Annotated in this window: 14 protein-coding genes; 6 read left to right on the top strand and 8 right to left on the bottom strand. The window is 62.9% G+C overall.

The window, feature by feature from the left end:
- Positions 1-40 precede the first annotated feature (40 nt).
- The 5 genes from F8N66_RS01580 to speB all read right to left on the bottom strand — a co-directional run bounded on the left by F8N66_RS01580 (position 41) and on the right by speB (position 6,921).
- Entirely contained in the window at positions 41-499 is a 459-nt protein-coding gene (locus F8N66_RS01580) for a GNAT family N-acetyltransferase (protein ID WP_150768501.1), read from the bottom strand.
- A gap of 576 nt (positions 500-1,075) precedes the next feature.
- Positions 1,076-2,764, bottom strand: a complete 1,689-nt coding sequence (gene betA / locus F8N66_RS01575; RefSeq protein WP_150768500.1) for a choline dehydrogenase — start codon at positions 2,762-2,764, stop codon at positions 1,076-1,078.
- 3 nt (positions 2,765-2,767) lie between these two features.
- Positions 2,768-4,321, bottom strand: a complete 1,554-nt coding sequence (locus F8N66_RS01570) for a purine-cytosine permease family protein (RefSeq protein WP_150768499.1) — start codon at positions 4,319-4,321, stop codon at positions 2,768-2,770.
- Between the two features lie 79 nt (positions 4,322-4,400).
- Complete coding sequence (locus F8N66_RS01565) at positions 4,401-5,912, bottom strand: aldehyde dehydrogenase family protein (RefSeq protein WP_150768498.1); 1,512 nt, start codon at positions 5,910-5,912, stop codon at positions 4,401-4,403.
- A 10-nt stretch (positions 5,913-5,922) separates the two neighbouring features.
- Complete coding sequence (gene speB / locus F8N66_RS01560; protein ID WP_150768497.1) at positions 5,923-6,921, bottom strand: agmatinase; 999 nt, start codon at positions 6,919-6,921, stop codon at positions 5,923-5,925.
- A 151-nt stretch (positions 6,922-7,072) separates the two neighbouring features.
- On the opposite strand from speB, the gene F8N66_RS01555 reads away from it, so the two are divergent.
- The 5 genes from F8N66_RS01555 to F8N66_RS01535 all read left to right on the top strand — a co-directional run bounded on the left by F8N66_RS01555 (position 7,073) and on the right by F8N66_RS01535 (position 12,882).
- Positions 7,073-7,996 carry a LysR family transcriptional regulator gene (locus F8N66_RS01555; protein WP_150768496.1) on the top strand — a complete coding sequence of 308 codons (924 nt, stop codon included), beginning with the start codon at positions 7,073-7,075 and terminating at the stop codon, positions 7,994-7,996.
- A 60-nt stretch (positions 7,997-8,056) separates the two neighbouring features.
- Positions 8,057-9,565 carry a sigma-54-dependent transcriptional regulator gene (locus tag F8N66_RS01550; protein WP_150768495.1) on the top strand — a complete coding sequence of 503 codons (1,509 nt, stop codon included), beginning with the start codon at positions 8,057-8,059 and terminating at the stop codon, positions 9,563-9,565.
- Positions 9,566-9,926: 361 nt separating this feature from the next.
- Positions 9,927-11,183 carry a serine hydroxymethyltransferase gene (glyA, locus tag F8N66_RS01545; protein ID WP_150768494.1) on the top strand — a complete coding sequence of 419 codons (1,257 nt, stop codon included), beginning with the start codon at positions 9,927-9,929 and terminating at the stop codon, positions 11,181-11,183.
- 218 nt (positions 11,184-11,401) lie between these two features.
- Positions 11,402-12,169, top strand: coding sequence for a M15 family metallopeptidase (locus tag F8N66_RS01540; RefSeq protein ID WP_150768493.1), 768 nt, complete (start codon positions 11,402-11,404; stop codon positions 12,167-12,169).
- Positions 12,166-12,882 carry a L,D-transpeptidase family protein gene (locus F8N66_RS01535; protein ID WP_150768492.1) on the top strand — a complete coding sequence of 239 codons (717 nt, stop codon included), beginning with the start codon at positions 12,166-12,168 and terminating at the stop codon, positions 12,880-12,882. The genes F8N66_RS01540 and F8N66_RS01535 overlap by 4 nt, the downstream gene beginning before the upstream one ends.
- Here F8N66_RS01535 and F8N66_RS01530 read toward each other — a convergent pair.
- Together F8N66_RS01530 and F8N66_RS01525 are read right to left on the bottom strand one after the other, a co-directional pair.
- Positions 12,785-14,035 (bottom strand): sterol desaturase family protein, encoded by a 1,251-nt coding sequence (locus tag F8N66_RS01530; protein WP_224790419.1) that lies wholly within the window; start codon positions 14,033-14,035, stop codon positions 12,785-12,787. The genes F8N66_RS01535 and F8N66_RS01530 overlap by 98 nt on opposite strands.
- A 320-nt stretch (positions 14,036-14,355) precedes the next feature.
- Positions 14,356-15,078, bottom strand: coding sequence for a gamma-glutamylcyclotransferase (locus tag F8N66_RS01525; RefSeq protein WP_150768491.1), 723 nt, complete (start codon positions 15,076-15,078; stop codon positions 14,356-14,358).
- A 65-nt stretch (positions 15,079-15,143) separates the two neighbouring features.
- On the opposite strand from F8N66_RS01525, the gene F8N66_RS01520 reads away from it, so the two are divergent.
- Positions 15,144-15,320, top strand: a complete 177-nt coding sequence (locus F8N66_RS01520) for a TetR family transcriptional regulator C-terminal domain-containing protein (RefSeq protein WP_224790434.1) — start codon at positions 15,144-15,146, stop codon at positions 15,318-15,320.
- 110 nt (positions 15,321-15,430) lie between these two features.
- Here the strand turns inward: F8N66_RS01520 and F8N66_RS01515 are convergent, their stop codons facing one another.
- A complete protein-coding gene (locus F8N66_RS01515; protein ID WP_150768489.1) occupies positions 15,431-15,964 on the bottom strand; it encodes a cysteine hydrolase family protein in 534 nt (177 codons plus the stop codon).
- Positions 15,965-16,014 lie beyond the last annotated feature (50 nt).

The following is a 16,014-nucleotide window of genomic DNA, read 5'->3' as shown; positions in this document are numbered from 1 at the left end:
CCGGGGTGGCAGCCTCGCCGAGGCTGCCACTTCATTGAACTCAGTCCTGTTTCAAATCCAGGCAGTAGGTGTAGTAGCCGGCATCACGCACCCAACCCAGAGACTCATACAGCCGCTGCGCGCTGGCGTTGTCGGTGGCGGTTTCCAGGGTCATGCCCTTGGCGCCCATCAGCCGCGCAAAGTCCCGGGCGGTGCTCATCAGCAAGGTCCCGACGCCTTTGCCCCGGGCGGCGGGCGTGGTGAACAAGTCGCCCAGCAGCCAGGTGCGGTGCGCGTCGATGGAGGAAAACGTCGGGAACATCTGCACAAAACCGAGGGTTTCGCCGCTGGCCTCCTCGGCCAGGAAAATCACCGACTCGTCCCGGGCCAGGCGCTCGGCGATGAAGGCACGGGATTGCGGCAGGTTCGAAGGCTGGCCGTAGAAGCCGCGATAAGCGTCGAACAACGGGGCGATTTTTTCGATGTGGGAAGCGTCGGCGCGCAGGGCCTGGATGGGCATGGGGGTGCTCCATTGCGGTGTAGGGGATTTAGAGCCTAGCAAAGAAAAAGATCGCAGCCTGCGGCAGCTCCTACAGGGAACCGTGCCAACCGTCAGCTCGAGTGTCAGCTCGCCTCGGCTGCTTTTGATCTTGATCCACCCGCCCCTTCGGCAGGCTGAGTGGAGGCGTTCATCCGGGGGGAAGGCGCGTAGCGCCGTGCGGCGCAGCCGCACACATCGAGAGGAGGTGCAGCGAAGCAAACCGGAGGCGATGCCCCCGGATGAATGCCGGAGCGAAGGAACCCCGAGCCTTGGCGAGGGGCCGGACGCTCGGGGCGAGCCTTTTTTTGCTTATCTTTTTTTTGGCGTTTCGGTTTGAAAAAAAAGTAAGTCGCCGTAAGGGCGAAACCCTAAGTGGCCGTTACCGCAGCAATGGATATGTACACCATCAAAAAATTCATCGCCTGACACGAAGCCATCGCGAGCAGGCTCGCTCCTACAGGAGACTGGGGGAGTCCGTGAAACCAGGTTGACTGTGAGGCCGCCTTCGCGGGCAAGCCCGCTCCCACAGGGGATTGGGGTGCCCGCGAGATCACGTCAAACCCGCACATTACGCCCCGGCAACGCCGACCGCTGGCTGTTCTCCCAATTCTCCACCAACCCCACCGCCGCCTCCGACGCTGGCAGCATCGCCACCCCGCGCACCAGGTCCGACGCGCGTTCGGCCAGCATGATGGTCGGTGCATTGAGGTTGCCGTTCGGTTCGGTCGGGAACACCGAGGAGTCGATCACCCGCAGCCCGGCAATGCCATGCACCCGCAACTCGGAATCCACCACCGCCCTGTCGTCCTCGCCCATGCGGCACGAACCACAGGGGTGATAGGTGCTTTCCAGGTTCGCACGGACGAAGGCATCGATTTCCGCATCGGTTTGCACCAGCGGACCCGGGGCGATTTCGCCGTCGCGGAAGCGGTCCATGGCTTTCTGGCCGATGATCTCGCGGGTCAGGCGGATGCAGCGGCGGAAGCCTTCGCGGTCTTCCTCGCGTTGCAGGTAGTTGAAGCGGATTTCCGGGTGCTCATAGGGATCAGCCGAGCGCACCCGCACATAGCCACGGCTTTTCGGTTTGTTGGGACCTGTGAGCACCATGAAGCCATGGCCCTTGATCGGTTTGTTGCCGTCGTAACGCATGGCCGCCGGCAGGAAGTGGAACTGGATATCGGGCCAGCGCAGGCCCTTGTCGGAGCGGATGAACCCGCCGGCCTCGAAGTGGTTGGTGGCGCCCAGGCCGTCCTTGAACAACAACCAGCGCAGGCCGATCAGCAACTTGCTCAGCGGGTCCATTTTGCTGTTGAGCGTCACCGGTTCCTTGCAACCGAACTGGATATACACCTCGGCGTGATCCTGCAGGTTCTCCCCTACCCCCGGCAGGTCATGGCGCACCTCGATCCCGGCTTTGCGCAGGACCTCGGCCGGGCCGATGCCGGAGCGTTGCAGCAGGTGCGGCGAGCCGATGGGGCCGGACGAAATCAGCACTTCGCGGTTGCAATACACCTCGTGGGTCTGGCCATCGTGGTCATAGCGGATGCCCACCGCGCGCTTGCCTTCGAGGATGACCTGGCGGGTCATGGCGTGGGTGATCACGGTCAGGTTCGGGCGACCCATGGCCGGGCGCAGGTAGGCATTGGCGGTCGAGCAGCGCACGCCGTTTTTCACAGTCATGTGCATCGCGCCGAAACCTTCCTGCATGAAGCCGTTGCAGTCGTCGGTCTTGATGTAGCCCGCTTCGGCGCCGGCTTCGACCCAGGCGCCGTACAGCGGATTTTTCATGTGGTTGCCGTTGGTGGTGTGCAGCGGCCCGGTTTGCCCGCGATAACTGTCACCCCCCGACTCGTAACTCTCGGCCCGCTTGAAATACGGCAGGCAGTTTTTATAGCCCCAGCCCTGGGCGCCGAGGGTTTCCCATTCGTCGAAGTCATAGGCGTGGCCACGGATGTAGACCAGGCCGTTGATCGACGACGAGCCACCCAGCACCTTGCCGCGCGGGCAGTGAATGCGCCGGCCGTCGAGCCAGGTTTCCGGCTCGGTTTCGTAGCGCCAGTTGTACTTTTTGGTGTTCATCGGGATCGAGAACGCACTGGGCATCTGGATCACCACACTGCGGTCACTGCCGCCGAATTCCAGCACCAGCACAGACGTGGACGGGTCTTCGCTCAGGCGGTTGGCCAGCACACAACCCGCCGAGCCTGCGCCGATGATGATGTAGTCGTATTTTTGCTTGGTCATGATTTATCTCCGGACCGCCGAGTCGTTGAACACGCTGAGCGAGTCGCCGGTGGTGTATTGCGGGCAGGTTTTTTCGATGTGCTGGATCACGGTTTCTTCGCGCTTGAGATCAATCGAGCGGCTCAGCCAGTAGTACGCCAGCCCCGAGACGATCAGCCCGACCAGCCAGGCGATGTCGATGCTGCCCAGTGCCTTGGCCAGCGGGCCGACATACACCTCGCGCTGTTCGACGCCGTCGTAGATGTAGAAGAACGGGATCATCGAGATGAAGCCGATGGCGTACGCGGCGATGCCTCGCAGGCCCCAGTTGCCGTAGAGGTTGCCGTGGGGCATGAAGAAGTGCGGGATGGCGTAGCGGCCCTTGCGCACGAAGAAGTAGTCGGTGAGGTTGACCGAGGTCCAGGGCACCAGGAAGTACAGCATCACCACCAGATAGATGCCGAGCACCGACAGGCCCTTGCCGGAACTCTGGATACTCAGGGCCACGCCCAGTTGCAGCAGGATCACGAAACCGATCGCGAGGATGCGCGCCTTGCGGGTCGGCTCGATGTGCTTGATGGAATCGACGCAGGTCAGCGTGGTCAGCTTGGCGCTGTAGATGTTCATCGCGATCACCGGCAGGAACGCCAGGATGGTAATGACCACCACCGCCGTGCCCATCAGCGGCGACACGGTGTTGCCCACTTGCCCCAGCGCCACCAGCACGTCGGTGGAGTGCAGGTGGTCGGCGAGCCAGCCGCCGACGGAAATCATCCACGCACCGGACAACGAAGCCCCCAGGAACACCACCGCGATCAGCTTGCCGCTGGAGGTGTTTTTCGGCAGGTAACGCGAGTAGTCGGACACATACGGCGCGTAGGCGATGTTGTAACTGGCCGCCGCCGCAAACTGCGCGATGAAGCCGGTCCAGTTGAAGCCCAACGGCGCCGGGGCCACTTCGCCTTCCGCCAGTGGCGGCAGGACGGCATCGGGCACCCAGCCCATCACCACCGCCAGGGTCACCAGGCCGTACAGCGGCAGCGACAGGTACAACGCCCATTTGAAGCTGCGGTGCATCCAGTCATGGCCGAGGATCGCCAGCACCGCCGCCGGAATGGTCACCGCCACCGCGATCACCGCGGGGTTGAACCCGAACAGCGTGTGCAGCCCCTGCATCATCAACACCAGGTTGACGATGTTGAAACCGGCGAACACGAACAGTGTCGCCAGCAACACCAGGATCACCCCGCGATAGCCGAACTGCGCCCGGGACTGGATCATCTGCGGCAGGCCCAGGTGCGGCCCTTGCGAACCGTGAAAGGCCATGAACAGCGTGCCGAACATGATGCCCAGCGTACCGGCCAGCGTGGTCCAGAGCGCGGTCAGGCCGACGCTCGGGCCGACGAAGCCGATGGTCATGGTGAAGAAGGTGAAGTTGCCGAGAAACCAGAACGGGCCCTGGCTCGACAGTTTGTCGGTGCGCTCGCTCTCCGGGATGAAGTCGATGGAATGACTCTCGACCACGGATTTGTCGTCGAGGATGGATACGTTCGCAGCAGGCTTGGCGTCTATGTTCATGATGGACTCTTGTTCTTGGAAGATCATGACGAGATAACCGCATTCATTTTTTGAACGCCGCTCCCACAGGGAAATTGCGTCAGCCGGGCAATGTGATCCACACCGCCTTGGTTTCGAGCAGGTAATCAAGCTGCTCGGCGCCCAGGTCCTTGCCGAAACCGGACTGCTTGTAGCCACCGAACGGCATCGACGGGTCGAGGGTGCCGTGGGCGTTGACGTAGACCGAGCCCGCTTTCAACCGTGGAATCAGGCTGTGCACCTTGCCCAGGTCGTTGGAGTACAGGGCTGCCGCCAGGCCGTAGTCCGAGTCGTTGGCCAGGGCCAGGGCCTGTTCTTCATCGTCGAAGGGCGCGGTCACCAGCACCGGGCCGAAGATCTCTTCCTGGACGATGCGCATGTCGTTGTGGCAATGGGCGAAGATGGTCGGCTCGACGAAGAAACCCGGCCCTTCCACAGGTTGCCCGCCGTAGACCAGTTCGGCGCCTTCGCGCTTGCCGGTCTCGATGTATTCGGTCACGCGCTGCTTCTGCTGGGCCGACACCAGCGGACCGATGAAGCAGTCCGGGTCCAGCCCTGGCGCGATCTTCAGCGTGCGGGTGTAGGCGACCAACTCGCGCAGGAACTCGTCGTAGACGCTGCGATGCACATAGGCCCGCGTACCGGCGTCGCACACCTGCCCCGAGTTGAAGAACACGCCATTGGCGACCGCTTGCGCGGCGGCCGGGATGTCCGCATCGGCCAGCACGATTACCGGTGATTTTCCTCCGAGTTCCAGGGTTAGTCGCTTCATTTCGTCCAGCGCGGCGCGGCCGACGGTGCGGCCCACCGGGGTCGAGCCGGTGAAGGTCAGTTTGTCGATGCCGGGATGGGTCGCCATGGCCGCACCGACCACGCTGCCGCGCCCGGTGACGATGTTGATCACGCCGTCGGGGATGCCGGCTTCTTGCACCAGTTCGGCAAACCGCAAGGCCGACAGCGAGGTCAGTTCGGCCGGCTTGACCACCACGGTGCAACCGGTGGCCAGCGCCGCGCCGAGTTTCCAGGCCATGGTTTGCAGCGGGAAATTCCACGGCACGATGGCACCGACCACGCCCACCGCTTCCTTGCGCGTATAGGCCAGGTAATTGCCCGGCAGCGAAGGTTCGACGGTGCGCCCGTGGAGCTTGGTCGCCCAACCGGCGAAGTAACGCAGGGTGTCGACGGTGCCCTGGATGTCGACATCCTTGGCGAAGGCGACGGACTTGCCCATGTCGATCGATTCGATTTGCGCCAGTTCCTCGGCGTTTTCTTCGATCAGGTCGGCCAGACGCTGAATCAGGCGTTCGCGTTCAGCCGGTTTGGCCTGGCGCCAGGCACCGCCATCGAACTGTGCGCGGGCGGCTTGCACGGCGCGATCCAGATCCTCGACGGTGCCCATGGGAATGCGGGTGATCAGGCCTTCGGTCGACGGTTCGATCACTTCGGAAACCTGGCCATCGCTGGCCTCGACCCAGGCCCCGCCGATGAACATTTTCTGCACCTTGCCGAGGAAGGTCTGGGTGGCTTCGCTGACGCCGTATTTCTGCAGGTAGCTTTTGACGATCGTGTCCATTTTCATCTCCTCAGGCCGGGGTGGCTTCGTGGATGGACTGCCGCGCCTGGGCGCGCTCGTGGAAGATGAAACCGATGCTGTTGAGCAGCAGCTGCGCGGCGAGGATCGAGGTCATGCCGGTCGGGTCGTAGACCGGTGCCACCTCCACCAGGTCCATGCCGACGATGTTGCCCTGGCTGCGCTTGGCCAGCGCCTGGATGATCTCCAGCACTTCGTAGTAGAGGAAGCCGCCGTGGCTGGGGGTGCCGGTGCCGGGGGCGATGGACGGGTCGAAACCGTCGATGTCGATGGTGATGTAGTAGTTGATGTTCTGCGGGATCAGCGCCAGCACCCCGTCGACACCAAGCCGGCGCACGTCGCGCACCGAGAGGATTTTCGAGCCGGCCGCGTGGGCGGCTTCATAGTCGTCGCGGTTGGACGACGACACGTTGCGGATGCCCATCTGGGTCATGCCGACGATGTGGTTCATTTCCGAGGCACGGCGCAGCGGGTTGCCGTGGCCGTAGCGCACGCCGTGGCGCTCGTCGACGAAGTCCAGGTGCGCATCGAAGTGGATGATGTGGATCGGGCCGCGCCCTTCGAAGGCCTTGATCACCGGCGCGTGCACCGAGTGATCGCCGCCGAGCACCACCGGCATCACGCCGGCGTCGAGGATCTTGCGCACCGCGTATTCCGTGTTTTGGTTACTGGTGACCATGTCGGTGTGGACGATGTCGGCGTCCCCCACATCGACCATGCGCACGTCGGCGGCGGTCAGGTACATCACGTCATCTTCGTGGTCGTAGGCGCCGGCATGGCCGAAGGAAAACAGCGTCGAGGCCTCGCGGATGCCCCGTGGCCCGAAGCGTGCGCCGGAGCGCCATTGGGTGCCCATGTCGTTGGGCACGCCGAGCACCGCCACGTCCGCGTCCAGCGCATCCCAGTCGGTGCACACCGGGGATTTGCCGAAGGTGCAATGCCCCACGAATGGCAGGTTCAGGCGACCGGATTCATAACCGTTGTTCGACATTTCAAGCCTCTCCACTTCTTGTTATCGGCTTGGCGGACTGCAAGGCGACCGCCGTTGAAGAGACTATGGGCGCAGCTTTTCGTGGAAAAAATGCTAAACATCAGATACTCATATCGGCATTACCGATGCATCCACAGGCAGGAGGTTCCAGGTGATTCAACTGCACGATGTCGACCTGAAGTTGCTTCGGGTGTTTGCCACAATTGTCCGCTGCGGCGGTTTCTCTGCCGCGCAGGCGGCGCTGAACGCTGGCCAGTCGACCATCAGCGAACAGATGACCCATCTGGAAACCCGGCTCGGGGTCAAGCTCTGCCAGCGCGGGCGCAGCGGCTTTCGCCTGACCGAGCAAGGGGTGGCGATCCATGAAGCCACCCAGCGCCTGCTCTCGGCGGTGGAGACCTTCTGCATGGACGCCGACGTGCTCAAGCAGCACATCAGCGGCAAGCTCAACCTGGGGATCATCGACACCACCATCACCGACCCCGATTCGCCGATCCCGCGCACCACCCAGCGCTTCGTCTCGCGCGGGCACGATGTGCACCTCAGCGTCTACGTCGGTGAACCCGCCGAACTGGAAGAACGGGTGCTCGACGGCCGCTTGCACCTGGCCATCGGGCACTTCCCGATCCACGTGCCGGGCCTGCTGCATTCGCCGCTGTATCAGGAAGCCCTGGGGCTGTATTGCGGGCGGCGGCACCCGCTGTTCGGCAGCCAGGCCGAGGGCGATGAACTGCTCGAAGAAATCAGCACCAGTCGCATCGTCGTGCGCGGTTACATGCAGCAATACGACCTGGAACATTTGGGTGTCAGCAAGGCCGCCGCCACCGTCGACAACATCGAGGCCCTGGCGATCCTGATCATCTCCGGCGCGTACCTGGGCTTTCTGCCGGCGCATTTCGCCGCGCAGTGGATCAAGACCGGCGAGATGCACCAGCTTGGGCCGATGAGTCTGCAACTGGCGTCGCCATTCGACGTGATCACCCGTCGTGGCACGGCGCCGCCGCCGATTCTCCAGGCATTCCTTGAGGACCTGGCGGCCTGTTCGCGTCAACCGTCGACAGCGCAAAAGCCCTGACGACGGCGCTCGGCGAATTCGACATACTCCTCTGCGCTTCACAACTTTTTCGGGCCACTTATGCGCATCCACGTCACCTTCATCGACCGCGTCGGCATCACCCAGGAAGTCCTGGCGTTGCTCGGTCGACGCAGCTTCAACCTGGACGCCGTCGAGATGGTGCCGCCCAACGTCTACATCGATGCCCCGACCCTCGGCGCCGACGTGCTGGAGGAATTGCGCGAGGCGCTTCTTGAAGTCAAAGGCGTGCAAGCGGTGACCCTGGTCGACATCCTTCCGGGGCAGCGCCGGCGCCTGCAACTCGATGCCTTGCTCGCCGCCAGTTCCGACCCGGTGCTGGCGGTGGATGTTCGCGGTCACGTGCTGCTGGCCAATCCGGCGTTGATCGCCCTGTGCGGTCGTGAGCCGGCCGGCGAATCGCTGGGCGCGCTGTTCGATGATCCGGACTTGCAGCCCGCGCTGATCGAGCACGGCTTTCGCCTGCCCATGCGCGAGGTCAACCTGGGCGGGCATACCCTGCTGCTCGACGCCATGCCGATCACCGAGGCCGGCGCGCTGCTCACCCTGTATCAACCCAACCGCATCGGCGAGCGCCTGTCGGCGCTGCACCATGATCACGCCGAAGGCTTCGACGCATTGCTGGGCGAATCGCCGCCGATCCGTGCGCTCAAGGCCCGGGCGCAACGGGTGGCCGCGCTCGATGCGCCGCTGCTGATCCAGGGCGAAACCGGCACCGGCAAGGAACTGGTGGCCCGCGCCTGCCATGCCATCAGCGGCCGCCATGACGCGCCGTTCCTGGCGCTGAACTGCGCGGCGCTGCCCGAGAGCCTGGCCGAGAGCGAACTGTTCGGCTACGCCCCCGGCGCCTTCACCGGCGCGCAGCGCGGCGGCAAGCTCGGCCTGCTGGAGCTGGCCGATGGGGGCACAGTGTTTCTCGATGAGGTGGGGGAAATGTCGCCCTACCTGCAAGCCAAGTTGCTGCGTTTCCTGAGCGATGGCTGCTTCCGTCGGGTCGGCGGTGATCGCGAAGTGAAGGTCAACGTGCGAATCCTCAGCGCCACCCACCGCGACCTGGAAAAAATGGTCGGCGAAGGGCATTTTCGCGAAGACCTGTTCTACCGCCTCAACGTGCTCAACCTTCAGGTGCCGCCACTGCGCGAGCGTGGCCATGACATTTTGCTGATGGCCCAGCACTTCATGCAGCACGCCTGCGCGCAGATCCAGCGACCGGTGTGCCGCCTGGCGCCGAGCACCTTTCCCGCCCTGCTGGGCAACCGCTGGCCGGGCAATGTGCGGCAACTGCAAAACGTGATTTTTCGTGCGGCGGCGATTTGCGAAAATCCACTGGTGGATATCGGTGACCTGGACATTGCGCGCACGGCGGTGGAACGCAAGAACGACGGCGAGGTGGGCAGCCTGGAAGACGCGGTCGGCGATTTTGAAAAGAACCTTTTAGAGCAGCTGTACCGCAGCTATCCGTCCAGCCGGTTGCTGGCGGCGAGGTTGCAGACATCCCATAGCGCCATTGCGATCCGGCTGCGCAAGTACGGCATTCCCAACAAATCGTAAGCCTCCTATCGCGGACTCAACACCCAATCACTGTAGGAGCGAGCCTGCTCGCGAAAGCGGTGTGTCAGCCAATAATGGTGGCAACTGACACTCCCTCTTCGCGAGCAGGCTCGCTCCTACAGTGGTTTTCTGCTGGAACTCGTTTAAGCCGTCTTGCAATCAATACAACGTAATAAAAACAACACACCCCTCCCCCACGGCCTATTCACGGTGTTTGGCCGCGCGCCTGTATTGATTTAAATACACACCCACCACGCCAATCATCCATCCTCAAACATAAGTCACTGTTTATAAACAAAAAACACACCCTGGCACTGCCCTTGCTATCTCTGGTAAACAAGATCAACCAAGGGGATTCACCATGTTCAGCAAGCACGACCAGATCCAAGGCTACGACGACGAACTGCTGGCAGCGATAAACGCCGAGGATGCACGGCAAGAACACCATATCGAGCTGATCGCCTCGGAAAACTACACCAGCCGACGGGTGATGCAGGCCCAAGGCAGCGGTTTGACCAACAAGTACGCCGAAGGCTATCCGGGCAAGCGCTATTACGGCGGCTGCGAGCACGTCGACGTGGTCGAGCAACTGGCGATTGATCGCGCAAAACAGCTGTTCGGCGCCGATTACGCCAACGTCCAGCCGCACTCCGGCAGCCAGGCCAACGCTGCGGTTTACCTGGCGTTGCTGCAAGCCGGGGACACTGTGCTGGGCATGAGCCTGGCGCACGGCGGCCACCTGACCCACGGCGCCAGGGTGAGTTTTTCCGGCAAGCTCTACAACGCCGTGCAGTACGGCATCGACACCACAACCGGGCTGATCGACTACGACGAAGTCGAGCGCCTGGCCGTCGAGCATCAGCCGAAGATGATCATCGCCGGGTTCTCCGCGTATTCGAAAACCCTCGACTTCCCGCGCTTCCGGCAGATCGCGGACAAGGTCGGCGCGTACCTGTTCGTCGACATGGCCCACGTCGCCGGGCTGGTGGCGACCGGTCTGTACCCGAACCCGATTCCGTTTGCCGATGTGGTCACCACCACGACCCACAAGACCCTGCGCGGCCCGCGTGGCGGGTTGATCCTGGCCAGGGCCAACGCGGAACTGGAGAAAAAGCTCAACGCCGCCGTGTTCCCCGGCGGCCAGGGCGGTCCGCTGATGCACGTGATCGCTGCCAAGGCCGTGTGCTTCAAAGAGGCCCTGGAGCCGGCCTTCAAGACCTATCAGGCGCAGGTAATCCGCAATGCCCAGGCCATGGCGCGGGTCTTTGTCGAGCGCGGCTATGACGTGGTGTCCGGCGGCACCGACAATCATCTGTTCCTGGTCAGCCTGATTCGCCAGGGCCTGACCGGCAAGGACGCCGACGCAGCCCTCGGACGCGCCGGCATCACCGTGAACAAGAACGCCGTGCCCAACGACCCGCAATCGCCCTTCGTGACCTCCGGCCTGCGCCTCGGCACACCGGCCATCACCAGTCGCGGTTTCAAGGAGGCCCAGAGCATCGAACTGGCAGGATGGATCTGCGACATCCTCGACCACCTGGGCGATGCCGATGTCGAAGCCCGGGTTGCGCAACAAGCCGCGGCGATGTGCAGCGACTTCCCGGTTTACCGCAGCTAAACAGTGTGGGAGCGGGCTTGCTCGCGAAGGCGGTGTGTCAGGCAACAGGGATGTAGCCGAGACACTGCCTTCGCGAGCAAGCCCGCTCCCACAGGGACTGTGCTGTGTCAGATGCCGGGGCGTTCGTCCTGGCAGTTCGACCGACATCTTCATGGAGGTGCAGCGGTTTTCAAGCCATGATGAGCTGACTTGTCACTCATATTCAGAGTTCTTGCCCGATGCCATATGCAGCTCGCTCACTGCTCCTGTTGCTGAGTCTCGGCGTCCCGTGCATTGCCAGCGCCGAACCCAGGCCCGGGCACATGGTGTATCTGCGCACCATCGACCCCGGCATCGAGCAGGACATCCGCTACGCCAGCGCCCACAACTTCACCGGTCACCCGCTCGACGGCTACGACGCGCCCGAGTGCCTGCTGGCGCTGGACGCCGCCCAGGCTCTCGCCCGGGTGCAGGCCGCGTTGCGGGCGCAAGGCTATGGCTTGAAAGTGTTCGATTGTTATCGCCCCAGCCGGGCCGTCGCGGACATGGGGCGTTTCGCGACCGAACCGGGCGACCCGCGCAAGGCCGAGTTCTATCCACGGGTGGACAAGCAGGACTTCTGGCGCCTGGGCTACGTGGCGCGGGTGTCCAATCATTCCAGGGGCGGCACCGTCGACCTGACACTGACCGGTCCCGGCGCCCTGCCCGCCGAGACCTGGACGCCCGCCGCCACGCCTGTCGATTGCACTGCGGATTATGGCCAGCGCTGGCACGACGGCGCCGTCGACATGGGCACCGGTTTCGATTGCTTCGATGAGCGCGCCCACACCGACACGACATTGATCAACGCCACTGCCATGGACAATCGCCAGCGACTCACCCGCGCCATGGCGCAAGAGGGATTCACGGGCTATTCCGCCGAGTGGTGGCATTTCACATACAACCGGGATCCGGCGTTGAAGACCGTCATGGATTTCCCCATTACCCCGCTTGAACCCCAGCCATGAACCGCCTGGTCAAGGCGTGCGTCCTGATGCTGTTGCCCTGTGTCGCCATGGCCGAGGGGCTCGACGGCAGCCAGCAGCTGATTGTCGTCACCAGCGCAAATTGGGACGCCATTGAGGGCACCGGCCAGCGCTATGAACGGCACGGAAGCACCTTTGCAAAAACCGGTGAAGCCTTTGCCGTGGTGCTCGGTAAACACGGTATGGGCTGGGGCAAGGGACTCGCCGGCCTTGAACAGGCACAGGGGCCGATCAAACAGGAAGGCGATGGCAAGGCCCCGGCCGGGATCTTCACACTGGGCACGGCGTTCGGCTACGACCCGACAGCTGAAACCCGGCTGCCTTACCTTGCGTTGACAGCGGCCATCGAATGCGTGGATGACAGCCAGTCGAATCGCTACAACCAACTGCTCGACGGCTCGACAGTCACCAGGGACTGGAGCAGTTCCGAACGCATGCGACGCACCGATGAGTTGTATCGCCAGGGCATCGTCATCGAGCACAACACACCGGCCTCCCCCGCCGCCGGCTCATGCATTTTCTTTCACATCTGGCGCGGCCCCACCACGCCGACCCGTGGCTGCACTGCCATGGATCCAGCGGACATCGCACGCCTGCTCAGTTGGCTGGACCCGCGCCAGTCCCCGTTGCTGGTGCAATTGCCCGAGGACGAATATGACCGCTTGCGCGCGCGCTGGCAGCTTCCCGAGCGCTGAGCCTGTCGCCGTTCATCGGTGCAATAACGCTACTGAGATCCCCTGTGGGCGCGAGCCTGCTCGCGAAGACGCCCTCACATCCAACACCCATGTTGATTGACCCAGCGCTTTCGCAAGCAGGCTCGCTCCCACCGTTTTTTTGACCGGTGATTGGAGGGCGTTTTGCCTGGCGAACCTTGTGTGCGGTTTCGATGAAGGGCGTCACGATCAGGCTGTAGAGCGTCAGGTAACGCGCCTGGTCCGCCTCGCCAGTGCCGAAGCGGATGGCTTCCGGTTGGGACTGCGTGACGTAGAGCGTGCCGAACATCCAGTCCCAGAGTGACAGGTTGACCCCGAAATTTTTGTTGTGATGACGGGCCGCGTCGCTGTGGTGAACCTGGTGCTGCGCCGGGCTGTTGAGCACATGCTCGACCACCGGCCCGAATGACAGCCAGACATGGCTGTGCCGCAGGTTGGACGCCAGGGCGTTGAGGATGAACACCATGTAGGTCACGCCGAACAGGGTGTAGCGGCTGATCTCCCCGCCGCAGGCGTACCAGAAGAGACCGGCGAAGGCGCTGATGAACACGATGTCGATCAGCCGCTCGACCATTTTCTCGATGAAATGCACGCGGCTGGCCGTGGCCGGCACCAGCACGGGCGCCGAATGGTGGACTTTGTGGAACGCCCACAGGTAACGGGAATGGTAGGCGCGATGGGCCCAGTAATGGAGGAAGTCCTGCAACACAAACACGCCCATCCCGTACAGCAATGACAACACCAGGTGCTCCTCCACCTGCACCCGCGCGCCCCAGAGTTGAGTGAAAAAGCGCACATAGTCGCCCGAACGCAACACGTAGGGATCCACCAGGCCGACGATGGGCACCACCAGCATGACTTTCAGGATTGCGCGCACGAAGTAGTAACGGTAATCGAGCAACGCCGAGGGATGGAAATGCACGCGGTTGCCGCCGAGGAATTGCCAGAACGTAGGGGCGTCGGTCAGCCCCCGGGATTGGCGCCAGCGGAACAGGCCGTAGGCGACGAGGTAGGAGGTCAACAGAAAAGCCACGCAGAGGCGGCCATTGAGGTCGAACAGGCCAAGGAACTGCTGGCTGACAGGGGCGATCACCCACCTGAACAAGTATTGGTAGAGCGGTGCGAGAACATCCATGGAAGGCTGCCCCCCGAAGGCAGTGCATCGTCGGTTGGTCAAGAGAACGACGCGGATACTAATGATCCGTCCCTTTCCAGCCAACACCCTTCCACTGTCGTCGGGCTTGTGCGCCCGTCTTGCCGGTGATTGCCGTATCACCGAGTGTAGACGCTATTGCGGATGTTTCTTGTTCAAACCTGCGAACGGCGTTCCACCGCCACCCTGTTTTGTGGGAGCGGGCTTGCTCGCGAAGGCGGTGAATCAGGCAACATTTACATTGGCTGACACAGCGCCTTCGCGAGCAAGCCCGCTCCCACCAGAGATCGAGTACACCCAGGTCAAGGATTTTTCGCCGCCAGCAGCGCGGCTTCGATTTCCTCCGCCACCAGGCTTTCGATGCGGCTCATGTTGCTATCGCGGATACCTTGCTCGCGAAGCATGGTCACCGTGCGAAACAGATACTGCGCCGCCGACCCCCAATGCCCCGCCGCGCGGGCCAGGACTTGCGCGACCTTGTCCATCGGCAACTTGCCGGCATAGGCCTTGCCGTCCCGCGCAGCGACGAAGGCCAATGCACGCAGGGGCCCGGACGGGGTTTTCACGGTAATCCAGCGCGCCACATTGGTCGGCGGGTTGGCGTCGATTTCCCGGGCCAGCAACAGCGCGATCTGTTTGAAGTGATCCTGCGCGGGCAACCGGTACGCCAGGCCCTGGCAGCTCCCGCCCCGGTCGAGGGCAAGCATCAGCGCCGGCAACTCGCGGGTGCCGCGCCAGCGGGTCAGGGTCAGGCAGAACGAACGGTGCCAGCCATAAGCGGTGGCACTGCGACGCTCGTCGAATTCGAACTCCGGGTTCCAGATCAGCGAGCCATAGGCGAACACCCACAGATCCCGCGGCGTGTATTCGCGCAGGAGGGTCTCCACCATCGCATCGACCTCGGCCGGGGTGTGTTCGCGGGTGCCGGGGTCGGGCCCGGGATCGGGCTCGAACCGTTCGACCCGGGCGACCAGTTCCGCCGTCAGGTTACGTCGGGGGAAGGCTCGGGTTTTGCCAGTGTCCATATCTGCCTCTCAATATGGATCCAACGCGTCGTTGATCACCCTGAAAGACTAGCAGCGAGTGCCGGATTTGGTTCTGGCGCACGTACACCAACCTCGGTTGGCAGATGGCGCATATCACCGGTCGTGACACCCCGGAAAATGTGGATTATCAGCAGGCGGCGGCGACCATTACCCGGTTGGTGTTGGGGGGTGTGATGCCGGAAGTGGTGGTTGCACCCAAAGTGCTGAAGTTTGCGACGTAAGAGGGGGTGGGAGCGGGCTTGCTCGCGAAAGCGCTGTGTCAGTCGGCATATGTATTGACTGATACACCGTTTTCGCGAGCAAGCCCGCTCCCACAGGGAATTGGGTGTTATCAGAATTGGATTTCTTTTGCCGGGATCACGTCGATCCGCGCCACCGAACTGCTCAAGTCCGCCCAATCCCTGTTGTGTTCGGCAATGATGTCTTCGGCCGTCGTGTTGCCGTTGTCGACGGTGGAATGCGCGTCGGCGGCCAGCACTACGTCATAACCCAATTGATGGGCCTGGCGCAGGGTGGCATTCACGCAGTAATCGGTTTGCAGGCCACAGATGACCAGGCGTTCGAAGTCTTGCACGGGCACCAGTTTCTGCAGGGGGGTCTGATAGAACGAGTCGCCCGTGGTCTTGCGCACGCGATGATCACCGGGGGAAGTGAGCAGCCCTTCGGCCAGTTGCCAGCCCGGGGCACCGTGTTTCAACAGATCGCCCTCTTCTTCGTGCTGGATCAGCACCACCGCAACCCCGGCCTTTCTCGCCCGGGCGCTGAGGTCGTTGAGGGTGTCGATGACGCGTTTGATCTCATGGCACTCGTATTCGCCAGCGCACAGGGCTTGCTGGACGTCGATGATCAGCAGGGCAGTGGTCATGATTCCTTCCTTGAATGGGTGATAAATCAGGGGACGAACATAAGTCCGCC

The organism is Pseudomonas fluorescens (assembly GCF_902498195.1).
GTDB lineage: Bacteria > Pseudomonadota > Gammaproteobacteria > Pseudomonadales > Pseudomonadaceae > Aquipseudomonas > Aquipseudomonas fluorescens_BU.
The sequence above is the reverse complement of the archived record's forward strand: the minus strand, read 5'-3'. Positions and strand labels throughout refer to the sequence as shown.